20 protein-coding genes, 1 tRNA gene and 1 pseudogene are annotated in these 22,594 nt (G+C 36.3%); 21 read left to right on the plus strand and 1 reads right to left on the minus strand.

What is annotated here, in order from left to right:
* Positions 1-111 precede the first annotated feature (111 nt).
* The 17 genes and pseudogenes from H8S00_RS12085 to H8S00_RS12165 all read left to right on the plus strand — a co-directional run bounded on the left by H8S00_RS12085 (position 112) and on the right by H8S00_RS12165 (position 14,694).
* On the plus strand, positions 112-585 hold the full coding sequence (locus H8S00_RS12085; protein WP_186840628.1) for a CinA family protein: 474 nt from the start codon (positions 112-114) through the stop codon (positions 583-585).
* A gap of 54 nt (positions 586-639) precedes the next feature.
* Complete coding sequence (gene metA, locus H8S00_RS12090) at positions 640-1,563, plus strand: homoserine O-acetyltransferase MetA (protein ID WP_021951894.1); 924 nt, start codon at positions 640-642, stop codon at positions 1,561-1,563.
* Between the two features lie 11 nt (positions 1,564-1,574).
* Positions 1,575-2,579 carry a DegV family protein gene (locus tag H8S00_RS12095; RefSeq protein ID WP_186840629.1) on the plus strand — a complete coding sequence of 335 codons (1,005 nt, stop codon included), beginning with the start codon at positions 1,575-1,577 and terminating at the stop codon, positions 2,577-2,579.
* A gap of 175 nt (positions 2,580-2,754) precedes the next feature.
* Positions 2,755-3,258: a CarD family transcriptional regulator gene (locus H8S00_RS12100; RefSeq protein ID WP_021951892.1), complete on the plus strand. Its 504-nt coding sequence runs from the start codon at positions 2,755-2,757 to the stop codon at positions 3,256-3,258.
* A gap of 146 nt (positions 3,259-3,404) precedes the next feature.
* Positions 3,405-4,154, plus strand: coding sequence for a zinc ribbon domain-containing protein (locus H8S00_RS12105; protein ID WP_158576877.1), 750 nt, complete (start codon positions 3,405-3,407; stop codon positions 4,152-4,154).
* A 17-nt stretch (positions 4,155-4,171) separates the two neighbouring features.
* Positions 4,172-5,308: a nucleotidyltransferase domain-containing protein gene (locus tag H8S00_RS12110; RefSeq protein ID WP_186840630.1), complete on the plus strand. Its 1,137-nt coding sequence runs from the start codon at positions 4,172-4,174 to the stop codon at positions 5,306-5,308.
* Positions 5,309-5,336: 28 nt separating this feature from the next.
* Positions 5,337-7,235: an OPT family oligopeptide transporter gene (locus tag H8S00_RS12115; RefSeq protein ID WP_186840631.1), complete on the plus strand. Its 1,899-nt coding sequence runs from the start codon at positions 5,337-5,339 to the stop codon at positions 7,233-7,235.
* A 35-nt stretch (positions 7,236-7,270) separates the two neighbouring features.
* Positions 7,271-7,618 (plus strand): PqqD family protein, encoded by a 348-nt coding sequence (locus H8S00_RS12120; RefSeq protein WP_021951888.1) that lies wholly within the window; start codon positions 7,271-7,273, stop codon positions 7,616-7,618.
* A complete protein-coding gene (locus tag H8S00_RS12125; protein WP_118589648.1) occupies positions 7,615-9,066 on the plus strand; it encodes an aminoacyl-histidine dipeptidase in 1,452 nt (483 codons plus the stop codon). Before H8S00_RS12120 ends, H8S00_RS12125 begins: the two co-directional genes overlap by 4 nt.
* A 13-nt stretch (positions 9,067-9,079) precedes the next feature.
* Positions 9,080-9,280, plus strand: a pseudogene (locus H8S00_RS14155) (fructose-bisphosphatase class III); the annotation flags it as partial.
* Between the two features lies 1 nt (position 9,281).
* Entirely contained in the window at positions 9,282-9,626 is a 345-nt protein-coding gene (locus H8S00_RS14160; protein WP_370553094.1) for a fructose-bisphosphatase class III, read from the plus strand.
* Between the two features lie 185 nt (positions 9,627-9,811).
* Positions 9,812-10,246 (plus strand): hypothetical protein, encoded by a 435-nt coding sequence (locus tag H8S00_RS12140; RefSeq protein ID WP_021951885.1) that lies wholly within the window; start codon positions 9,812-9,814, stop codon positions 10,244-10,246.
* Between the two features lie 241 nt (positions 10,247-10,487).
* Entirely contained in the window at positions 10,488-11,765 is a 1,278-nt protein-coding gene (locus H8S00_RS12145; protein WP_118589647.1) for an L-aspartate oxidase, read from the plus strand.
* A 1-nt stretch (position 11,766) separates the two neighbouring features.
* Entirely contained in the window at positions 11,767-12,621 is an 855-nt protein-coding gene (nadC, locus tag H8S00_RS12150; RefSeq protein ID WP_118589646.1) for a carboxylating nicotinate-nucleotide diphosphorylase, read from the plus strand.
* A 16-nt stretch (positions 12,622-12,637) separates the two neighbouring features.
* Complete coding sequence (locus tag H8S00_RS12155) at positions 12,638-13,198, plus strand: transcription repressor NadR (protein ID WP_021951882.1); 561 nt, start codon at positions 12,638-12,640, stop codon at positions 13,196-13,198.
* A 155-nt stretch (positions 13,199-13,353) separates the two neighbouring features.
* Positions 13,354-13,427 (plus strand) — tRNA-Pro (locus H8S00_RS12160).
* A 100-nt stretch (positions 13,428-13,527) separates the two neighbouring features.
* Positions 13,528-14,694: a hypothetical protein gene (locus tag H8S00_RS12165; protein ID WP_021951881.1), complete on the plus strand. Its 1,167-nt coding sequence runs from the start codon at positions 13,528-13,530 to the stop codon at positions 14,692-14,694.
* Positions 14,695-14,750: 56 nt separating this feature from the next.
* Here H8S00_RS12165 and pyrG read toward each other — a convergent pair whose 3' ends face one another.
* Positions 14,751-16,352 (minus strand): CTP synthase, encoded by a 1,602-nt coding sequence (pyrG, locus tag H8S00_RS12170; protein ID WP_021951880.1) that lies wholly within the window; start codon positions 16,350-16,352, stop codon positions 14,751-14,753.
* A 187-nt stretch (positions 16,353-16,539) separates the two neighbouring features.
* Here pyrG and ftsH point away from each other — a divergent pair, with 187 nt between their 5' ends.
* The 4 genes from ftsH to H8S00_RS12190 all read left to right on the plus strand — a co-directional run.
* Positions 16,540-18,507: an ATP-dependent zinc metalloprotease FtsH gene (ftsH, locus tag H8S00_RS12175; RefSeq protein WP_494545897.1), complete on the plus strand. Its 1,968-nt coding sequence runs from the start codon at positions 16,540-16,542 to the stop codon at positions 18,505-18,507.
* A 392-nt stretch (positions 18,508-18,899) separates the two neighbouring features.
* On the plus strand, positions 18,900-20,201 hold the full coding sequence (locus H8S00_RS12180) for a sensor histidine kinase (RefSeq protein WP_186840632.1): 1,302 nt from the start codon (positions 18,900-18,902) through the stop codon (positions 20,199-20,201).
* Positions 20,198-20,899 (plus strand): LytR/AlgR family response regulator transcription factor, encoded by a 702-nt coding sequence (locus H8S00_RS12185; protein ID WP_021951877.1) that lies wholly within the window; start codon positions 20,198-20,200, stop codon positions 20,897-20,899. Before H8S00_RS12180 ends, H8S00_RS12185 begins: the two co-directional genes overlap by 4 nt.
* Positions 20,900-21,500: 601 nt before the next feature.
* The coding region (locus H8S00_RS12190) for a hypothetical protein (RefSeq protein ID WP_186840633.1) at positions 21,501-22,594 on the plus strand (1,094 nt) is incomplete at its 3' end.

The raw sequence follows: 22,594 nt of genomic DNA on the forward strand, positions 1-22,594 counted from the left end.
GGCACTACAAAAGAGGAGGAAACAAAATGAACGAAGTTCATTTTCTAAAGATGTTTCCGACGAAATGCCGCCGACCGAAGGGAGGGGGCACTACAATTATAAGGAGGAATTATGGACAAAAAAGAAGAACTGGTAAAGTTGTTAATTAATAAAAAATATACAATATCTTTTGCGGAAAGCTGTACAGGTGGAAAAATGGCAGCAGCAATCGTGGATGTGGCTGATGCGTCAAAAGTTTTAAATGCAAGTTTTGTAACCTATGCAAATGAGGCGAAAATAAAATATGCCGGGGTTTTGCCGGAAACCCTTGAAAAATACGGTGCAGTAAGTGAAGAAACCGCAGGAGAAATGGCTAAGGGCACAGCTAAGGCAAATGGAGCACAGGTTGCCGTAGGAATATCCGGAATAGCAGGCCCTACAGGGGGGACAAAGGAAAAGCCTGTAGGTACGGTATGCTTTGGATATTTTATGGAGGGAAGACTTTGGACGGAAACGGTAGTATTTCCTGACAGGGGGCGAAATATAGTCAGGGATATGAGTGTGGAGCATGTAATGGATGTGCTGATAAATGAATTGAAGAAATAAAGGTTATGTGTTAAAATTTTCTTTACGATGATTAATGGAAGGTGGGATTAAGATATGCCAATTAAAGTAAAACAGAGTCTCCCGGCAAGGGATATTTTAGAGAAAGAGAATATATTTGTAATGACGGAAACAAGAGCCATGACCCAGGATATCAGACCTCTTAAAGTTCTTGTTTTAAATCTGATGCCTACCAAAATCGTTACTGAGACACAGATTTTAAGAAAATTATCTAATACACCTCTTCAGATAGAGGTAGAATTTCTACAGACGGCAACATACCGTTCAAAGCATACAGACAAAAGCCATTTAGATGAATTTTATAAGACCTTTGACGAGGTTTCAAACAAGTATTTTGACGGATTAATAATAACAGGAGCACCTCTTGATTTTGTGGATTATGAGGATGTGGAATACTGGGATGAAATATGTGAAATTATGGAGTGGTCCAAAAAGCATGTACATTGTACTTTCTATTTATGCTGGGGTGCTTTTGCAGGACTTTATTATCACTATGGCATAAGAAAAAGAGACCGTGTTCCAAAGCTTTCAGGAATTTATAAACATAAAATTTTAAAGAAGAAATCTCCTTTGTTCAGAGGCTTTGACGATGAGTTTTATGCACCTCATTCCAGGGCAACAGAAGTTACAAGAGAGCAGATTTTGGCGGAGCCGGCACTGGAATTAATGGCAGAGTCAGATGAGGCAGGGGTGGCAATAGTCAAATCAAAAGACAGCAGACAGTTTTATGTTTTATGTCATACGGAATATGATGCAGACACTCTTAAGCTTGAATATGAGAGAGATACTGAAAAAGGCATGAACCCTCAGCTTCCGGTAAATTACTTTCCGGATGATGATCCTACAAAGGAACCGGTGGTAAACTGGCGCTCAGCAGGTCAGTTGTTGTGGACTAACTGGATTAACTACTACGTATACCAGACTACGCCGTATGATATTAATGATGTAGAAAACGAATAGGGAGAAATATTATGATTAAAATTATAGCAGACAGCACCTGCGATTTATCAGATGAATTAATAAAAAAATATGATATAGATATTCTTCCATTGTATATTCACATGGGAGATAAGGAATATAAGGACAAGCTTGAAATAACTCCTCAGGAGATATACAGATGGTCTGATGAAAACCGCACTACACCAAAGACAGCGGCACCTTCTATTGAGGATGCCATGAATATAATTGAAAAATATCAGAAGCAGGGTGATGACATTATTATGTTTGCCATATCAGAAGATATGTCAACATCAGCTAATGTTATGAGAATGGCGGCAGATAATTTAGATTACAGTGATCATGTGTATGTTATTAATTCAGAAAGTCTTTCCACGGGAATTGGTCTTTTAGTTATTGAGGCAGCAGTTATGGCACAAAAAGACAAAAGTCCTCAGGATATTGTGGAAATAATTGAAGCCTATAAGCCTTATGTAAGGGCAAGCTTTGTGGTAGATACGCTTAAATATCTTCACAGAGGAGGACGTTGTTCTTCTACAGCAACGTTAGTTGGAGGAGTTCTTAAGTTAAAGCCAAGAATTGTAGTTGAAAACGGAAAAATGTTAGCTGACAAAAAATACCGTGGAAAAATTGATAAGGTAATTGTTCAGTATGTAAAGGATTTGGAAAATGCCTTGCTTCATGCCAAAAAGGACAGGGTATTTATTACCCATTCAGGATGTGATGATGAAGTTGTAAACATTGTAAAGAAGTATTTAAAAGACCTTCATCATTTCAAAAATATATATGTTACTAATGCAGGAGGTGTAATATCCAGCCACTGCGGACCGGGAACATTGGGAGTTTTGTTTATTGCCGCAGGAGAGAAGCATGGTCCATATGATAAAAAGTTTGATGCTAACAAAAACGGCATAATGGAAGACCATGAAAAGGCTGCAGAAGATGCTTACATCAGACATTTAGTAGAAAAGGAAAAGCGTGACAGTGGCGAGGAAGATCAGGAGGAAGAAGACTTCTAAGGATATGTCACACAAAATTGACGGTTTCAACAATAAACACTAAAATATTCTTGTTTATTCTGCCTATGACATTTAACTATAAAAAGTAGTATACTTATATTAGGGAAAAAATTGATTAGAAAATGTTAGATTGGGTATAAATAAAACTAAGAGATAAGTAAAAGAGGTGTTTAGAGTGTTTAAAATTGGTGACTATGTTGTTCACGGAAGAAACGGAGTGTGCAAGGTGGTTGATATTACCCATATTGATATTTCCGGAGCAGATAAAAACCAGCTATATTATACTTTAATTCCAATGAAGTCAGAAGATAGCAGAATTTTTTATCCTGTGGATGGAAATAAAATAGTTATGCGCCCGGTATTAACAAGACAGGAGGCAGAGAATATTGTTTCCGAGATAAAAGACATTGAGCCTATGTGGATTGAAAATGACAGGCAGCGTGAGGAAAAATACAAAGAGGCAATCAGTTCCTGTGACTGTGAAAAGCTTATTTGTATAATAAAAACATTACATGCCAGAAATTCCAAGAGAATGGCACAGGGAAAGCGTATAACCTATGTAGATGACCGATACTTAAAGGAAGCAAAGAGAAATCTTCATGATGAGTTTTCAATTGCCCTTGGTATAGACAGAAATCAGGTAGAGGAATACATAAGAGAACACATTGATGTGGCGTAAGCATATTATAAGTGAATAATTTACATTAGAATCGAGTAGGAGTAATCTTACTCGATTTTACTTGCCAAGAATATTGTAGATGAATTATAATACCAACTATAGAAAAGCCCCAAGGGGCAATACATATTATGTGTGGAGGAGAAAATATGTTTTGTAAGAAATGTGGAAAATATGTTCAGCCTAATGAAAATTTCTGCCCTTACTGTGGAGCAGAGGTTGAAAAAGCTGATTTTGCAAGTAATACAGATGAAACGAAAGTTATCCCAAATATTCAGGATGAATTAAACAGTCAGGGAAAAAGCCTTGATGATATATCAGAGGATATTCCAAAGGAAGTTGAATATGTGGAAGATGACCAATTTGATTTTCCGGAAGATTTAGGTGATGATGAATTTGAGTTTGCCGAAGATGATGAAGATGATGGGGAGTTAGAATATGAGGATGATGAGGACGGCTATTACGGAGATGTTGCTAAAGAAAATGAGGCAATTGCCAACAAAAATAAAAAGATGAATATTATAGCCATTGCTGTTTCAGCGTCAATTATACTGGTAATAGTAATTGTAGCTGTTGCACTTTCCCTTACATTAGGTGGCAAAAACAACGATAAAAAGGAAACTACAAGTGCTAAGGAAACAGCTACAACTGTAGAGGAATCAGTTACGGAAGAAACAGCAGAGGCAACTCAGGAGCCACAGCAGAATGAAACAGAGCCGGAAACAGAGCCGGAAACAGAACCTGCAACAGAGCCACCTGTGGTAACTAAGAAACCAAGACCAACTAAGCCGGCGGTACAACCTACAGAAGCTCCTACTAAGGCAGAACCTGTTACGGAGGCACCTACAGAGCCTGTTACAGCGGCACCTGATGATAATCAGGATAATGCAGGAGAATAATTATTTAGGAAAATAGAATGAGATTTAATAAAAAAACAAGTGATTATTTAATTGAATTATTAAGGTCTGTAATAAATGAAGATTCACCTAAAGAGAAACCGGAGGGTGTAGACTGGGATGACATATACAGTCTCGCCCTGTTTCACAAGGTGGATGAAATGGCTTTTCATGCCATATCAAAACTTACGGGAAAGCCTGAAGGCAGGGAGGTTTTAAAGTGGGAAAAGCAGCATGAAAAAAATCAGATTGTAAATATGGTACAGACAGGAGAAGGAGAAACCATTATAAATGAGGCATCTGCAAGGGGGATAGATATTTTACCTCTTAAGGGGTCTGTGCTTAAAAACATATATCCAAATCCGGAATTTAGGCAGATGGGTGATTTGGATTATTTGGTTTTATCTGATGAAAGTACCATGAAGGAAATGGGAAAACTGTTACATGAATTAGGATATGAAGATGGTGAAGGGGTAGGCCTTGAAGCCAGCCACGACGTGTATATTAAGCCACCTTATATGGAGGTGGAGGTTCACAGAAGACTTCTTCCAACTACTGAGGAAAATCACTGGCATACTGATGATATATGGGACAGGCTTGTAAAAGATGAAGATAATCCCCATCTTATGCATATGACACCGGAGGATTTTTATTTGTTTCATCTTCTTCATTTTGAGAAGCATTATTCCATGGGTGGAAGCGGTATAAGATCCATTATAGACCAGTATTACCTAATGAAAAATTATGGTGCTACCATGGATTTTGATTACATTAATAAGCTTCTTGTTAAAATGAATTATGTTGAATTTGAGGCTATGTGTAAAAATCTTGCAAAGGCATGGTTTGAAGATGGTTTATTAAATGATGAATTAGAACAGTCAGCTGAGTACATAATAAACAGTGGTGCCTTTGGTACCTTTGAGCAATACCAGAAGTGGCGTTTTGAACAGTATAGAAAACAAGGCATAAAAACTAAAAAAGGCCTGTTTTTCCGAAGAATGTTTATGGAAAGGGAAAGGATGGAAAATATATATCCGTCTCTTAAGAAACATGGATGGCTGTTGCCGTTTTGCTGGGTACACAGATTGATAAAGGCTGTTTTGTTTAGAAGAAATAAAATCAAAATGGAGATAAATAGTTTAAGGGATAAAAAATAAACAGGACGTATTCAATGAGGTGAAAGACATGAGTAAAAAAGAGTTTAAGCCATTTATTCCCGCAAATAAGGTTGTGCCTGAATTTACTGTGGCATCAGTAGTTTTAGGCATTCTTATGGCGGTTATTTTTGGCGCCGCAAATGCTTATTTAGGACTTCGTGTGGGAATGACTGTTTCTGCCTCTATTCCGGCAGCAGTAATATCCATGGGAGTTCTCCGTGTAATTCTTAAAAAAGATTCCATTTTAGAAAATAATATGGTGCAGACAATTGGGTCGGCAGGTGAATCATTAGCCGCAGGGGCTATTTTTACCATGCCGGCAATTTTTATGTGGGCAAATGAGGGTTTGTGTGAAAAGCCTTCCTTCTGGCTTATTGCAGTAATTGCCCTTTGCGGAGGTTTGTTGGGGGTATTTTTTATGGTTCCTCTTAGAACTGCTTTAATAGTGGAAGAACACGAAAGATTGCCATATCCTGAAGGAATGGCATGTTCTGAGGTGCTGTTGGCAGGAGAAGAAGGAGGAAGTAAGTCAAAGGTGGTTTTTTCAGGACTGGGCATTTCTGCCATATACAAATTTGTGGCAGACGGACTCAGGCTTTTTCCCAGTCAGGTGGAGTATTCTTTTAGTAAAAACTATACCTGTGGAATAGGTGTTGATGTGTTACCGGCATTAGCAGGTGTAGGATATATATGTGGTATAAAAATCGCCAGATATATGTTTGCAGGAGGAGTGCTGTCATATCTGGTGCTTATTCCTGCCATTGCATTTTTCGGAGGAGACAGTGTGATTACCGGGGCAAATGCCTCAGACATTGTGGGAAATATCTGGGGAGGCTATGTAAGGTATATAGGAGCCGGAGCAGTGGCAGCAGGAGGCATTATAAGTCTGATTAAAACATTTCCCACTATGGTAAAAACTTTCAGACATGCCATAAAAGGTTTTGGCAAAAATGTATCCGGGGGAGAGAGAACAGCAAGGGATTTACCAATGTGGTTTATTTTAACGGGGATTTTCGTTATAGCAGTTGCCATGTGCTTTATTCCGGGAATTACCATAAATCCTCTAGGTGCCATATTAATTATTATATTTGGATTTTTCTTTGCCACTGTATCTTCCAGAATGGTAGGATTAGTAGGAAGCAGCAATAATCCTGTATCGGGAATGGCTATTGCAACCCTTATTATTACAACCTTTGTGCTTAAATCCACAGGAACTACAGGAGCAAAGGGGATGATAGCAGCCATATCTATAGGAACGGTAATATGTATTGTGGCGGCAATGGCAGGAGATACTTCCCAGGATTTGAAAACAGGATATATAGTAGGGGCAACTCCTAAAAAACAGCAAATCGGTGAAATGATAGGAACTCTGGTTTCTGCATTGTCAATTGGAGGAGTAATGTATCTTTTAAGTAATTCCTGGGGTGGGTTCGGTTCAGAGCAGTTAGCAGCGCCACAGGCATCTTTAATGAAAATGGTTATTGAGGGAGTTATGGGGGGAACCCTTCCCTGGACTCTTATTTTCGTAGGTGTTTTTGTTGCAGTGGTGGCTGAAATCCTTAATATACCGGTGCTGGCATTTGCCATAGGTCTGTATCTGCCTATTTATCTTAGCACTCCTATTATGATAGGTGGAATTACCAGATGGATTGTGGAGAATAAATTTAAATATAATAGTGAAAAGCAGCAGAAGGATTCCGTGGATAAGGGAGTGTTATATTCTGCGGGAATGATTGCAGGAGAAGGACTTGTAGGAATATTTCTGGCAGTTTTAGCGGTTTTTGGAATAGATAAAGCAATTGATTTATCAGGTATTTATGGTGGAGGATTTTATTCTGTGGGAAAATGTGTGGCATTGATTGTTTTTACATTTTTTATTATTTCAATTATAGGCTTTTGTGTGAAAGGCAGGAATAAGACGGAATAAAGGAAAAATAGAATTTTCACAGGGGGAGAATATAAATGGTGAAAAAACAAAAATTAAATTATGTTGATTTTATACCCGGAATAAATATACAATGGAAGATAACAAAGGATAATCTGGTGGAGATAATTGTGGAAAATAAGGGATTTTACAATGTAGTAGCCCGGAGGCTGTTAAAAAAGCCCAGATTTAGTTACGTTCAATTAGATTCCTATGGAAGTTATGTGTGGCGGCAAATAGACGGAAAAAGAAATATATATGAAATTGGCGCAAGGTTAAAGAAAGAACATAGCAAAGCCGGAGAAATGTTATATGAAAGGTTAAGCATGTTTTTTAATATACTGGAAAAGAAGAAATTTATAGTATTTATGGAGGAAGACAAATGAGAGTTTTAGAGAATTTAGAGCCAAAGAAGGTATTTGAATATTTTGAGAATATTACAAGGATTCCCCATGGTTCGGGAAATGTAGAGGCAATAAGCAATTACATTGCAGACTTTGCCAAAAGCCGTGATTTGAAATACAGACAGGATGATATGCACAATATTATTGTGTGGAAGGAGGCATCAAAGGGATATGAAAACTCTAAGCCTGTAATAATTCAGGGACATATGGATATGGTGGCGGTAAAAACTGCTGACAGTAATAAGGACATGGAAAAAGAGGGTCTGGACCTTGAAATTGAAGGTGACTGGATAACGGCAGATAAAACCTCCCTTGGAGGAGATGATGGCATTGCCGTAGCCTATGCCCTTGCTATTTTAGATAGTAGTGAAATAGCACATCCCCCTATTGAAGCTGTATTTACGGTAGATGAAGAGGTGGGAATGTTAGGTGCGGCAGCTATTGACGTTTCTGATTTAAAGGGAAAACTTCTTTTAAATGTGGATTCGGAGGATGAAGGAATATTTACAGTAAGTTGTGCAGGTGGAGCTACTGCTACATGTATTCTCCCGTATAATAAGGATATGATAAATGCCAAAATTATAGAAATGAGATTAGATGGCTTTACGGGAGGACATTCAGGAGCCGAGATACACAAGGAAAGAGCTAATTCCAACTGTGTTTTAGGAAGGATTCTTTTAAATGTGTTTGAGAATATTGATATGCGTATTATTGGGGTAAACGGTGGCGAAAAGGATAATGCCATTGCCAATTTAAGCGAGGCGGCAATTGCAGTTTTACCGGAATGTGTAGACAGGGCTAAGGAAATTATTAATAAGGTATTTGATGAAGTAAAAGATGAATACAAGGTAACTGACCCGGCTATGAAAATTACCCTTAATGTTATGGATAGTCAGTTAGTGGAGGCAATGTCAGGGCCATCCACATTGGCAACAGTTATTCTTTTGGCAAACCTTCCAAACGGAGTTGAAAGAATGAATCCTGAAATTAAGGATATGGTTCAGACTTCCCTTAATCTTGGAATTTTAAGAACTACGGATAAAGAAGTAAGAATGTCCTATTCCGTAAGAAGTTCTAAGGATAGTGAGAAAAATTATCTTATACAGAAACTTAAAAGCCTTACGGAAATATTTGGCGGAAGTCTTCAGTGTGAAGGTGTTTATCCCGGCTGGGAGTACAGGGCTGATTCAGTGCTAAGGGACACAGCTGTAAAGGCGTACAGGGAAGTTTATGGTGGAAAAGAGCCGGTGGTAGAGGGAATACACGCAGGTCTTGAGTGTGGACTTTTTGCCTCCAAAATAGATGATTTGGATGCCATATCCTTTGGACCGGATATGAAGGATATTCACACAACAGATGAGAAATTAAGCATTTCTTCAACAAAAAGAACATGGGAGCTACTGGTAAAAATACTGGAAATGTTAAAATAGAGAGAGTTTTGCTATGGAAGAAAATTATAAAAAATACTTAGAATTGTTATCTGAAAAATACCCTACTACCTAGTCGGTATGTACGGAGATAATTAATCTTAATGCAATACTTAATCTGCCAAAGGGCACGGAGCATTTTATGAGTGATATTCACGGTGAGTATGAGGCATTTGTGCATATTATGAATAATTGCTCCGGAGAAATTCATGACAAGGATCAGGAATAATCTTAAATATGATAATATCAGAATGTTAGAAAGCGGTTATGGAATAAGTCTGAGAACCCTTACTTTGTTTGCCGAGAAAACCTACAAAAATATTGGTCCAATGAAGGCGGCACTAAAGGCTATTTCCGTGATTTTATTTAAATTAGAGGGACAGATTATTATGCGTCACCCTGAATACAAAATGGATATTAAATCTGACAGAAATAAATTTGAAACAAAGAAAAATCGACTTAAGGTTAGGGATACTGATATTGGGAAGAAAATATTAGAGCAGATATACGATTTGGAGGAACTTCTTAAGATATACAGGGAGGACAATCTGATACATAACTAAGGGGAAGGGAAGAGTGATTTGGGAATGATTATCTCATGTACCTTTTGGGGTAGGTATTGGAATAATGTGATTTAATGAAAATGAAAAAATATAGCAAAATACCAATATTGATTAGGGCACAAGGTTGAAAAAGCCACTACAAACAGGTATACTAATGGGCAGAGTACATATGGAAAGGACAAAATATGAAAAAAAGAAAAATAATTATATGTGTTGTAGCATTTTGTATAGTTGTTTTAGTTGGGGTGTTTGTGGGAGTTTCATCACACAGAGATTACACCAAAGCACTTGACATTCCGCAGAAATCAGAGATATCCATAAAGCAGTATTCCACAGGAAAAGAAATCCAATTAGAAAATGATGATGCAGATAAAATGGCAGAAATGTTGAAAGAGCATTTAAGTTATAAGGGTATTACATATGATGATTCTGTAGTAAGCAGTGAAGAGGATGTGTACAGCATAATGATATCATCAACGGATTTTTTCAAGGTTTATTATGTAGATAAAACTAATAAAAAAAGCAAAATAGACGGAGATATTTCAGCATTTGGGGCTGATATTAAGGTTAAAAGCGACGGTGAACTTGTAGAATATTTGCATGGATTGTTTGAAAAATAGTGAAATTGAAAAAGTGTATATTGAGGTAAATTAATTCATTGTCAAATATAATGAAGCGGTTTATGTACAAAAAGGAACTCGTGTGAGTTCTTTTTTATATGAGTAAAAGTTAATAGTTGTATTTACAACTGTCTTGTCAGATGTAAAATGATGTGTTATAATGCCACACAATAATGTCAAAGCTGTTTATCGGGCGATGTTATTAATAAATCATTACATAAAGTTTAGAAATGAGAGAAATATGAAAGTAGACGTTTTAATAGTGGGAAGTGGATGTGCAGGTCTTTACTGTGCACTGAATCTTCCAAAGGATAAGAACATATTAATTATCACAAAGGACATTGTGGAGCATAGCGATTCGTACCTGGCACAGGGCGGTATGTGTATGCTCAAAGATGAAAGTGACTTTGAAAGTTATTTTAATGACACCATGAAAGCAGGTCATTATGAGAATAACCCTGATGCCGTAACAACAATGATTAATTCTTCACAGGACTTAGTTAAGGATTTAATTGGATTTGGTGTGGATTTTGCTAAAGATGAAGAGGGAAATCTTTTGTTTACCAGAGAAGGAGCCCATTCTCAAAAACGAATTTTATTTCATGAGGATATTACGGGAAAAGAAATAACAAGTCACCTATATGAAGAAGCAAAAAAACGTGATAATATAACTATAAAGGAACATTGGACTATGGTTGACATAATATGCCAAGAGGATAAATGTTATGGAGCTGTAGTTAAAAAGGATGATGAAAACCTTACGGTAATAAATGCTAATTATACAGTTTTAGCAAGCGGTGGAATCGGAGGAATTTACAGACATTCTACTAACTACAGACATTTAACAGGTGATGGAGTTGCCGTTGCCATAAGACACGGCGTAAAAGTTGAACATGTGGATTATGTTCAGATACATCCAACAACTTTTTATTCCGAAAGAGAAGAGGACAGAAGCTTTTTGATTTCTGAGTCAGTGAGAGGGGAGGGTGCCCTTCTCTATGATAAAAATTACAAGAGATTTACCAATGAATTACTTCCAAGAGATATTGTTACGGAGAATATAAAGGCTCAAATGAAAAAAGACGGAACAAAACACGTTTGGTTGTCGATGCGTCCTATTGAAAAGGAGCAGTTAGAGCATCATTTCCCAAATATAATCGGACACTGTAAGGAACATGGATATAATGTTCCTGAAGAAATGATACCGGTTGTCCCAGCACAGCATTACTTTATGGGTGGAATTAAGGTAAATCTTCAAAGTAAAACATCCATGAACCAGCTTTATGCGGTAGGGGAAACAGCGTGTAACGGTGTACATGGAAAAAACCGTCTTGCAAGTAATTCACTTCTTGAAAGTATGGTTTTTGCAAAGCGTGCAGCCGGAGAAATGACAGCGGAATTCGATTCTACAGAGTACAGGAACACTGAAAATATGGATTTATCACCTTATAGTGATTTGAAAAAGTGGAATAAAGAAAACAAGGAAATTTTATTAGAAGCGATAGATAAAGGAGAATAAAATGTTTGATCAGGTAACTTTAAAATTGTCAGTAGACCCATTAATATTAAGTGCATTAAAGGAAGATGTAACAAGTGAAGATGTAACTACCAATTCAGTTATGCCTAAGGGAACATTAGGTGAAGTGGATTTAATTTGCAAGGAAGATGGCATTATTTGCGGATTACAGGTTTTTGCCAGAGCTTTCCAGCTTTTAGATGAAAGCACCAAGGTTGAATTATTTGTGGAAGATGGCGATGAAGTTAAAGCAGGTCAGCTTATGGGAAAAGTAACAGGAGATATAAGGGTTTTACTTGTAGGAGAGAGAACAGGTCTTAATTATCTTCAGAGAATGAGCGGTATTGCCACATACACTAAATCCATTGCGAAACTTCTTGAGGGAAGCAAAACCAAACTTCTTGATACAAGAAAAACTTCACCAAACAATAGAATTTTTGAAAAATACGCAGTTCGTGTTGGCGGAGGAAATAATCACAGATATAATTTAACAGACGGAGTTCTTTTAAAGGATAATCATATTGGTGCAGCAGGAAGTGTTACAAAGGCTATAAATATGGCAAAGGAATACGCACCATTTGTAAGAAAAATTGAAGTTGAAGTGGAAAATATTGATATGGTGAAGGAAGCCGTTGAAGCAGGAGCAGATATTATTATGCTTGATAATATGAGCCACGATGTAATGAAAGAGGCTATAGATATTATTGATGGAAAGGCTGAAATAGAAGTTTCAGGAAATGTTACAAGAGAAAATATTGCAAAACTTACTGACTTAGGGGTTGACTATATTTCCAGCGGAGCATTAACGCACTCAGCACCAATTATGGATATTTCACTTAAAAATCTACATCGTATATAGTTTTTTGGGAGGAAAAATGGAAGGAGAAAAGAGAAGGGAAAATATTTTAAGAATATTGCAGGACAGTGACAAACCGGTATCAGGCACCAAACTGGCTGAAAAATTTCAGATAAGCCGTCAGGTGGTGGTTCAGGATATAGCACTTTTAAGGGCAAAAAAATATAATATTATTTCTACTCACAAGGGTTATGTTTTACAGGAGGAAAAAGGTCGGAAGCAAAGGGTTTTTAAGGTAAAGCACAGTGCAGACAAGATACTGGATGAACTTAATCTTATAGTGGATTGTGGTGGAAAAGTTGAAGATGTTTTTGTGTATCATAAGGTTTACGGTGTGGTAAAAGTAGAAATGCACATTAAATCAAGAAGGGATGCAAAAAAATATGTAGAAGAAATAAAAGGAGGCGTGTCTGTACCTTTAGAGCAGATAACCTCTGAGTATCATTATCATACGGTTACCGCTGATTCAAAGGAAACCCTTGATGAAATTCAGGAGGAACTTCAAAAGCAGGGATATCTGGTTGCTTTGAGAGATTATGAACCGGTGGACTTTTGGAGTGGAGAAGACAAGCAGGAATAAGAGATGTATCTGGGATGTATTGCGTTTTCGGCAGAGTTTGCAATAGAGTCTGCAATTCATAATTTCTTAAAAAGTCTGTAATCCATAATTTTGGTAATCCATAAATTTTTAAAAAGTTGTGACATTTTCTAAAAAGTATGATATTATATACGAAGCGGTGCGTGGCTCAGCTTGGTAGAGCGCTGCGTTCGGGACGCAGAGGTCGCAGGTTCGAATCCTGTCGCACCGATGAGTAAATAATATAGCCGTGCAATTGTCGTTGCACGGCTATATTATTATATTATAAGTAACAAAAAACATAATAAAGTGATGAAAAATAGGAGAGGATTATGAGTAAAAAATTATTATCAGTTGTACTGTCATTAGTTATGGTTATGTCATTATTAACGGGATGTGGAAAGGATGACAGCACATTTTTTAAGGAAGTAAAGGAAATCTCACAGATTACAAAAGGCGAGGCTACGGTGGAAATTAAAGCCACAGGAAAATTAGAAGATACCGAAGATTTAGACAGGGTTTTAGATGATAATGGTAAGTTTTCCATGGCACTTAAGATGTATGTAAAGGCTGAAGCTAAGGATAAAATGGCAGTGAGATTTGATGTTAAGGCAGGAAAAGATACTGATTATCAGAAGCTTACAACTTTTGCTGTAGATGGAACAAAGTTATATTTAGAAACAGCACCACTTTTAGAGTTTATAAAGACAATTAACGAAGAAAAAGCTACAAGTCTGGAATCAGTTTTGTCACAGATAGGAGTTACACAAAGCATTTCATTGGATTATAAGCAGTTAGCAGAGGCATCAGGTCAGGAATTACCGGATACTAAAACATTAGATAAGGATTCCCTTAAGGAAATACAGTCTGTATGGACTAAAATAGAAAATAATTTTAAAGACCTTCAGGGAAAAGATGGTGATAATTACACACTGACGGTAAATGGTGACAACGCAGATAAAGCGGTGGATATGTTAATTAATTTTGTGAAAAACGATTTACAGGATACATTGAAAACATGTACTGATTTGGTAACAAAGGTGTATGGTGAGGACAGCAAAGTTGCATCTTCATACAAGGAGTTACAGGATAGTGTGGGTTCCACATCAGATATGGCAGATAAAATTAAAGAAAACAAATCAGATTTTGTTGACACCATAAAGAAGTCAAATGCCAATTTGGTAGCAAAGGCAAGAGTTACAGGAAAAGCCGGAAGCAGAAGTGGAATATTTAATGTTTCAACAGGTGATATGAAAATTGATAATGAAGATATTAACGTAAGTGTTGATATGAAAATCAAGGAAGGAAAAACATCTGTGGATGATATGATTCCGAAAAATGCAGCAGATATAACTACATTGTTAATTACGGCAATGAACGCTCAGGCGAAGGGGAATGATTTATTAGATGATAGTGAAGATATCCTTGACGATGAATTGTACAATTATAGTGACGATGATGCGGCAGAGGAAACAACAACGGAAAATGAAATATTTTAGTTAGAAAAAAGCGGGTTTTGATACCCGCTTTTGTAGTATTAAAATATATGAATTTTTTATTTCTTAGCTTTAATGGCTGCGTCAACAAATCCAACAAACAAAGGATGTGGTCTGTTAGGACGACTCTTTAATTCAGGATGTGCCTGAGTGGCAATGAAGAACGGATGTGAAGGAATTTCAATCATCTCTATAATTCTGCCGTCAGGTGAGATACCTGAAAGTTTCATGCCGTTTTCAGTAAGATTTCTTCTGTAATCATTATTTACTTCATAACGGTGACGATGACGTTCATTAATTAACTCAGTGCCATAAAGCTTATAAGCTTTACTTTCTTTGTCAAGGACACAAGGATAAGAACCAAGTCTTAATGTACCACCAATATCTGTAACCCCTTCCTGGTCAGGCATAAGGCTGATAACAGGATGAGTAGTGGATGGGTCAAGCTCAATACTATGGGCATCACGGAAACCAACTACATCACGGGCAAATTCAACTATAGATAACTGCATTCCAAGACAAAGACCAAGGAATGGAATATTGTTTTCCCTTGCATACTTAATAGCTGCGATTTTACCATCAATTCCACGACTGCCAAAACCACCGGGAACAAGAATACCTGAAACATCACTAAAGATTTCAGGGGCATTTTCATTAGTAACCTCTTCAGAATCCACCCATTTGATATTTACGGTAGTTCTGCTGTTGTAGCCTGCATGCTTTAAAGATTCAACTACGCTGATGTAGGCATCATGCAAAGCAATATATTTTCCAACAAGAGCAACAGTAACTTCCTGTGTAGGATTTTTAGCAGCCTCAACCATTGCCTTCCAATCTTCAAGGTCAGGTTCAGGGCAATCTAAGTTAAGACTCTGACAAACGATTTCTGCCAAATGTTCTTTTTCCATGGCAAGAGGTGCTTCATAAAGCAAATCCAGTGTAAGGTTTTGAACAACATGGCTGGCAGGAACGTTACAGAACAAACTGATTTTATCCTTTAAATTATCATCAATTTCATATTCAGTACGACATACAACTATGTCAGGCTGAATACCAAGTCTCTGTAATTCCTTAACGCTCATCTGAATAGGTTTGGTCTTCATTTCTTCAGAAGCAGGAAGATAAACCATAAGAGCAACATGAATAAGGATACAATTCTCATGTCCTACATCATGCTGGAACTGTCTGATAGCCTCAATATATGGCTGAGACTCAATATCGCCTACGGTTCCGCCTACTTCAATAATAGCTATTTCAGTTTCTTCGCTGAGACTTCTGTGGAAACGACTTTTAATTTCATTGGTAATGTGGGGGATAACCTGAACTGTTCCTCCGCCAAAGTCACCACGTCTCTCTTTTTCGAGAACTGACCAATAAACTTTACCGGTAGTTACGTTAGAATTTTTTGTTAAACTTTCATCAATAAATCTTTCATAATGTCCAAGGTCCAAATCTGTTTCAGCACCATCGTCTGTTACAAAAACCTCGCCGTGCTGTATCGGATTCATGGTACCGGGATCAATGTTAATATATGGGTCAAACTTCTGCATTGTAACCTTATAGCCACGAGCTTTCAGAAGTCTTCCCAATGAAGCGGCTGTAATACCTTTTCCAAGACCGGAAACAACACCGCCTGTTACGAATACATATTTCACTGCCATGTGATTTTCCTCCCTGAGTATACTAAACATATTTTAAAAACACCTTACTAGTGTACTACAATAAATATTTTATTTCTAGAAAAAAATAAAAAAAATATCAATATTCTAAAATTTTAATGAAATATTCAATAAAATTTCACATTATTTTTTAACAATGTGATATAGTATTTTACTATAAGGAATCTAAATGAAAGGAAAAACAATGGATAATAATCAAAATAGAAATACTAACAGAAATAATCCAAACAGGAACGATGATAACAATCAGAAAAAAAGTATGATTATCAGCGTTGTGGTTGCCGTAATAGGTGCATTGCTTTTAACATCGTTGTTTTCATCAGTTTTAAGTTCGGCATCAAAGGAAGAAATAACCTATAGCCAGTTTGTTAAATTGTTGGATAATGACAAGGTTGAAAGCGTTCTTTTTGAATCCGGAAAGATTTACATTGAAACCAAAAATCTGCAAAATGGACTCATAAAGAAAACTTTCTGGACTACAGCAGTTAATGATCCGGATTTAATAAGTGAATTGAAAAATAAATATACCGATGTAGAATTCAAAGCGGAAAGTACCAGTGCAAGCAATGGTATTATCATTATATTACTGGAATATGTTGTTCCACTGATATTATTCTGGGCATTACTGATGTTTGTTATGCGAAGGGTATCCGGTGGAAAAGGCGGACCGGGCGGTGTGTTCGGTGTAGGAAAGTCAAATGCCAAGGTATATATTCAAAAGAAAACAGGTGTCACATTTAAGGATGTGGCAGGACAGGAAGAAGCAAAGGAATCAGTTGTGGAATTGGTTGATTTCCTTCATAATCCGGGAAAATATACGGCAATAGGTGCGAAACTTCCTAAGGGAGCACTTTTAGTAGGCCCTCCGGGAACAGGTAAAACCCTTCTGGCAAAGGCAGTGGCAGGAGAGGCAAATGTGCCATTCTTCTCATTATCAGGTTCAGATTTCGTGGAAATGTTTGTAGGTGTAGGTGCCTCAAGAGTAAGAGATTTGTTTAAGCAGGCAGAAGAAAACGCACCATGTATCGTATTTATTGATGAAATTGATTCTATAGGTAAGAGCCGTGATTCAAGATACGGCGGAGGCAATGACGAAAGAGAACAGACCTTAAACGCACTTTTAGCGGAAATGGATGGATTTGACACATCAAAGGGAATATTGATTTTAGCGGCAACTAACAGACCGGAAGTTCTTGATCCGGCATTGTTAAGACCGGGACGTTTTGACAGACGTGTTATAGTGGACGCACCGGATTTCAAAGGCAGGGTTGAGACATTAAAGGTTCATTCAAAGGATGTTAAATTGGATGAAACAGTTGATTTGGAAGCTATTGCCAATATAACCAGTGGTGCTGTAGGTTCAGACCTTGCCAATATGGTAAATGAAGCTGCCATTAATGCAGTAAAATGTGGCAGAAAGGCTATTTCCCAGGCAGATTTAATGGAAGCCGTGGAAGTGGTTATTGCCGGAAAAGAAAAGAAGGACAGAATCTTAAGCAAGGAAGAAAAGAAGATTGTTGCATACCATGAGGTAGGACATGCTCTTGTGGCAGCTATTCAAAAGGATGCAGAGCCGGTACAGAAAATTACTATTGTTCCAAGAACCATGGGCTCGTTGGGATATGTTATTCAGGCACCTGAAAAGGAAAAATACCTTATGTCACAGGATGAATTAAATGCAGAGCTTGTTACCTTACTAGCAGGAAGAGCTTCAGAGGAGATAGTATTTGATTCAGTTACTACAGGGGCTTCAAATGATATGGAAAAGGCAACTAATATTGCCCGTTCCATGGTTGCACAGTACGGTATGTCAGAGAAATTTGGACTGATGAGTTTAGAGCGTGTGGAAGACCCATATCTGGGAAGACGTGCACAGTTAAACTGCAGTGATAAGACGGCAACTGAAATAGAGGAAGAGGTTAAGATACTTCTTAAGGAAAAATATGAGGAGGCAAAGCAGCTTCTTAGGGATAACAGAGACAAGCTGGATAAGATAGCTGAATTTCTCTATAATAAGGAAACAATCACAGGTAAGGAATTTATGGAAATTTACCGTAAGTGTGATGAGCCGGATGGAGCTTCGGATGACAACCAAGATGTAACCTTGAATGACAAACCGGATGAAATATCTGAATAAATAATAATCATAAAAAATATTAATAATTAGAAAAAGAACCTTTAGCGGCACAAGAATATGTTGCCGGAGGTTCTTTTTTTGATGCCATTTTAAACTCAAAAATTAGAAAAAGGAAGAATTAAAGAAAAGAAAAAACATGAAAAAATGAAATATTTGACCCCAAAAAAGCTGCACTTGCGCAAAAAACGGGTACGGTTGCGCAAGACCTATTGAAATGTGAAAAAAAGGGTGTAATTTAGTACTTGTCCGGACAATACAATTAGTATATACGGAAAGGACAGAAGGGTGTTCGATTATTTCAGAAGATTCGTATCTTATTGGTTTTAAGGTATAGTCCAAAGTATAAATATCTGATATATTATATATATTGATATTTATGTGGAGGATAAGAGATGCAACTTCTGGTTTCAATAGTCACAGACTGGCTATTCGTTTTTTGTATTGTTTTAATTTGTGATTATTATCTAGCTCTTAATAAGAGGGATAATACATATAAATATATACTGGCAACTGCATTGGTGGCAGTTTGTTCAGTGTGTAAATGCATAGAATCTAATGTCTTTTTTGAAGGGGGAGTAATATTAATAACCATTGCATGTGCTGTAGCATTATGTTTCAAAGAAAAAATAATTAATATTATTTTTATATCAGTGTGGTTATTTTTAATTGTTTCGCTTATATCATCAATAGTAGAAGTTGTAATTAATATTATATGCACGTTATTAAATTATAAAGAGGGAATGCTTACGTATATAATACAATCAGGTATTGTGTTTGCGTTTATATATGTTGTAGCAATTTTACTTAAACGAAAAAATATTGATGGGATAAAGAAGATTCATTTGGGATTTTTGGTGTTATATACAATTTTAACTTTTGTAGATGCATTCGCATTAATGATAATGGCTACAGTTACACTGGATAAGATGGCATATAAAAATAAAGTACTTTATGGTGTAACTTTTACTTTAGTAGCATTAGGAATACTGATTCAATTGGGGGCAGTAATTTTATTAATGGTATCAAGGGACATATATAGGCAAAAGGAAGAAATAGTACATAAATATCTTAATGAACAAAATGCACATTATGAGTATTTAGAAAAACGTGAGGAGAAAACGAAAAAATTTCGGCATGATTTAAAAAATCATATATGTGTTTTGGAGAGATTGTCGGAAATTGATAGTCAAAAATATAAGGAGTATTGCGATGCAATACTGTCAAAAGTGGATGAACTTAGAAGTAATGTATCTGTTAATAATAGTATAGTCGATGCAGTGCTTAACAGGTTTTACAGTGATGCTGTAGAGTTAAACATTGATTTTAATATAAGTGGTCATATGCCCAATAATTGTAACATAGATGCATATGATTTGTGTACGGTGTTTTCGAACCTGTTAAGTAATGCATTTGATGCAGCTAAAAAAGAATCTAAGAAGCAAGTGGATATAGAAATTTCCTACGACAAAGAAGATATAATTGTAAAAGTTAGCAATTGTTTTAGTGGCAAGCTTGAAATTAAAAATGGTCAGATTTCAACAAGTAAGGCAGATAAGGATTGGCATGGCTGGGGATTACAAAATGTAAGGGACAGCGTTGATAAATATGATGGAATAATGGATATTGATGCGAAAGGAAACATATTTAGTGTAACAATATTATTAAAGAATATTTCCGAGGAGATTGGTTTATGAACATAGCAATTATAGATGATGAAAAGTTATGGAGAAATATGGCACACAAATTAGTTCAAAATCATTATGCAGGTGTGGACATAAACATTGAAGAGTTTGAATCCGGAGATAGTTTTCTGGAACGAAAAGGTAATTTCGACTTTGTGCTGGTGGATATTGAAATGCCGGGAAAAGATGGATTTGAAACAATCAAAGAATACAAAGGCATTAAACAGGAATTTATTACAATAATTTTTACAACTCATATGGAAATCAGCAACAAGGGATATTTTGTTGATGCATTTAGATATATTAACAAAGATAATATGGAAGCTGAATTAAAGGAAGCCTTAACTTCAGCTGATGTCAGACTTGAAACAAATAAAACTCTATCATTTAATGAACTGGGTAAAGGAAACATAAATATCAGGATATGTGATATTTTCTACATAGAAACAGAAGCAAGAAAACTGATTGTACATACATTTAACGGTGAATTAAAATGTAGTGGAAAAATATCACAATATGAGGAAGAGTTAGAAAATGTAGGATTTTTTAGAAGTCACAAATGCTACTTGGTTAATATGGATAAAGTAAAAAGATTTAGTAGCAGTGAAGCTGAATTTACTGATGGAACCACAGCCTATGTAAGTAGCAGGCGTTATGCTGAAATGAAGAGAAAATATTTGGAAAGAAAAAGGAATATATCCTGTAAATAGGTAAAAAAATAATTTCGAAAGTAGATTAAAATGTTAAAAATCCAGCGGAAAATCTTAAAAATTAATAATAGGTATGTGTCAGGTAGGTTTTTACCTGCCTTTTTTATTTGCATGGATTGGTAATAAAATCTGATAAAAAACTGAAATAACGACAATAAGAGACACAAATTTATGAAAAAAATAGCGAATAAAATCACAAAAAAGCTACACTTACGCAAAAAACGGGTACGTTTGCGCAAGTCCTATTGAAATATTAAAATCCCAATAATAAAATGTAGATGAAAATTTTATACAAATTATATTTTCATTTGGGGGACAAATGTATGGTGAAGAACAGATGAAAAAGGGGGAAGCGAGGTTATGATTATAGTCCTTATAATCAGTCAAAAAATCACATCTAAGAAGCTTATTCTTTTAAATGAAACCCGTGTCAAAATGACATAGTCTCCCTTTTTCATTAATTCAAAAAGGCATAGAACGCAAAGCATTGCGGAGTCTATGCCTTTTAACGTAAATAGGTTGGGTGGGAAAATGGTTACCGTTAATGAAACTTCAATTATAGGGAGAAATTGAAGTAGTGAACAAAAGTGGAGGATAAGTTATGAGAAGGAACATTTATGGTAAAATGATTTCGGCAGTAATGGCAATGGCATTGTGCGTAACGAGCGTTAATGTTTCAGCAGTGCAATTAGAGTCGGAAATCACAAAGAAAAATGCTTTAATGTCAGATAAACAGGAAATAATTGAAAATGATGACAAGAGCATTGATGATGAAGGTAGAGAAAAGCCTGTTGTAATTAAGGAAATAAAGAGTATGAGAGATGAAAATTCAAACACGTACCTTATGAGCAACGGAATGAAAAAAACAGTATATTATTCAGACAACATACGCTTTGAAGAGGATGGAAAATTAAAAAAATATAATTCAGAGTTGGTTGCCGCTGAATCACAGGATAAGAAAATCATATCTTTTGCAAAAAATATTTCCGTAAAAAATTCAAAAAAATACAAATATGTAAATAAGTCCGGAGATACAAAACAATATTTGCCGGAAACAATCGGGGAGGAAAGCCCGGTTCTTCTTACACAGGATGACTACAGAATATCATTTGTACCGTTGGATGCCGGGGAGAATTCGGATGATTATGTAGAAACTAAAACCGATAAGGTATCATTAGAAACTGAAAAAATTGAGGATGCCGTAACTGGAAAGAAGGAAGAAAAAAGCATAAAGGCAGTATATGAAAACACCGGGAATGATACAAAAATAGCATATCATTCGTTAGAGCATGGAATGAAAGAAGACATTATACTTAATGAAATTCCTGATAATAATGAATTTTTATATAAAATATGTACTGAAAATCTTGAGGTACGTCTTGATGCTGTAGGTGGTGGGATTTCATTTATTGACAAGGAAAAAGACAGCATTGTTGCGGGAATTCCGGCACCGTCAATGAATGATAGTACGGGAAAAGCATACAGTGAAGATGTACATTATGAATTAGAGAAGTCCGTCTCTGAAACAAAGGGAATAAATGCATATATATTAAAAATAGTTGTAGATAATGACTATTTGACTTCAACTGACAGAAAGTATCCTGTTACAATTGATCCGTCAGTCACATGGGAAGGAACCGGTGAATTAGGTGAGGCTTATATTTTAAAGGCAAATCCTGATGTTAATTATTATGC

Origin of the sequence: Eubacterium segne (genome assembly GCF_014287775.1) — a bacterium.
GTDB classification, from domain to species: Bacteria; Bacillota; Clostridia; order Lachnospirales; family Lachnospiraceae; genus Eubacterium_G; species Eubacterium_G segne.

Bases quoted from the DNA above. Each gene is read 5' to 3' on its own strand.
- H8S00_RS12120 (WP_021951888.1), top strand. From the start codon at position 7,271: ATGGTGAAAAAACAAAAATTAAATTATGTTGATTTTATACCCGGAATA.
- H8S00_RS12180 (WP_186840632.1), top strand. From the start codon at position 18,900: ATGCAACTTCTGGTTTCAATAGTCACAGACTGGCTATTCGTTTTTTGT.
- metA (WP_021951894.1), top strand. From the start codon at position 640: ATGCCAATTAAAGTAAAACAGAGTCTCCCGGCAAGGGATATTTTAGAG.
- H8S00_RS12085 (WP_186840628.1), top strand. From the start codon at position 112: ATGGACAAAAAAGAAGAACTGGTAAAGTTGTTAATTAATAAAAAATAT.
- pyrG (WP_021951880.1), bottom strand. From the start codon at position 16,352: ATGGCAGTGAAATATGTATTCGTAACAGGCGGTGTTGTTTCCGGTCTT.
- nadC (WP_118589646.1), top strand. From the start codon at position 11,767: ATGTTTGATCAGGTAACTTTAAAATTGTCAGTAGACCCATTAATATTA.
- ftsH (WP_494545897.1), top strand. From the start codon at position 16,540: ATGAAAGGAAAAACAATGGATAATAATCAAAATAGAAATACTAACAGA.
- H8S00_RS12095 (WP_186840629.1), top strand. From the start codon at position 1,575: ATGATTAAAATTATAGCAGACAGCACCTGCGATTTATCAGATGAATTA.
- H8S00_RS12115 (WP_186840631.1), top strand. From the start codon at position 5,337: ATGAGTAAAAAAGAGTTTAAGCCATTTATTCCCGCAAATAAGGTTGTG.
- H8S00_RS12105 (WP_158576877.1), top strand. From the start codon at position 3,405: ATGTTTTGTAAGAAATGTGGAAAATATGTTCAGCCTAATGAAAATTTC.
- H8S00_RS12110 (WP_186840630.1), top strand. From the start codon at position 4,172: ATGAGATTTAATAAAAAAACAAGTGATTATTTAATTGAATTATTAAGG.
- H8S00_RS12140 (WP_021951885.1), top strand. From the start codon at position 9,812: ATGAAAAAAAGAAAAATAATTATATGTGTTGTAGCATTTTGTATAGTT.
- H8S00_RS12185 (WP_021951877.1), top strand. From the start codon at position 20,198: ATGAACATAGCAATTATAGATGATGAAAAGTTATGGAGAAATATGGCA.
- H8S00_RS12155 (WP_021951882.1), top strand. From the start codon at position 12,638: ATGGAAGGAGAAAAGAGAAGGGAAAATATTTTAAGAATATTGCAGGAC.
- H8S00_RS12165 (WP_021951881.1), top strand. From the start codon at position 13,528: ATGAGTAAAAAATTATTATCAGTTGTACTGTCATTAGTTATGGTTATG.
- H8S00_RS12125 (WP_118589648.1), top strand. From the start codon at position 7,615: ATGAGAGTTTTAGAGAATTTAGAGCCAAAGAAGGTATTTGAATATTTT.
- H8S00_RS12145 (WP_118589647.1), top strand. From the start codon at position 10,488: ATGAAAGTAGACGTTTTAATAGTGGGAAGTGGATGTGCAGGTCTTTAC.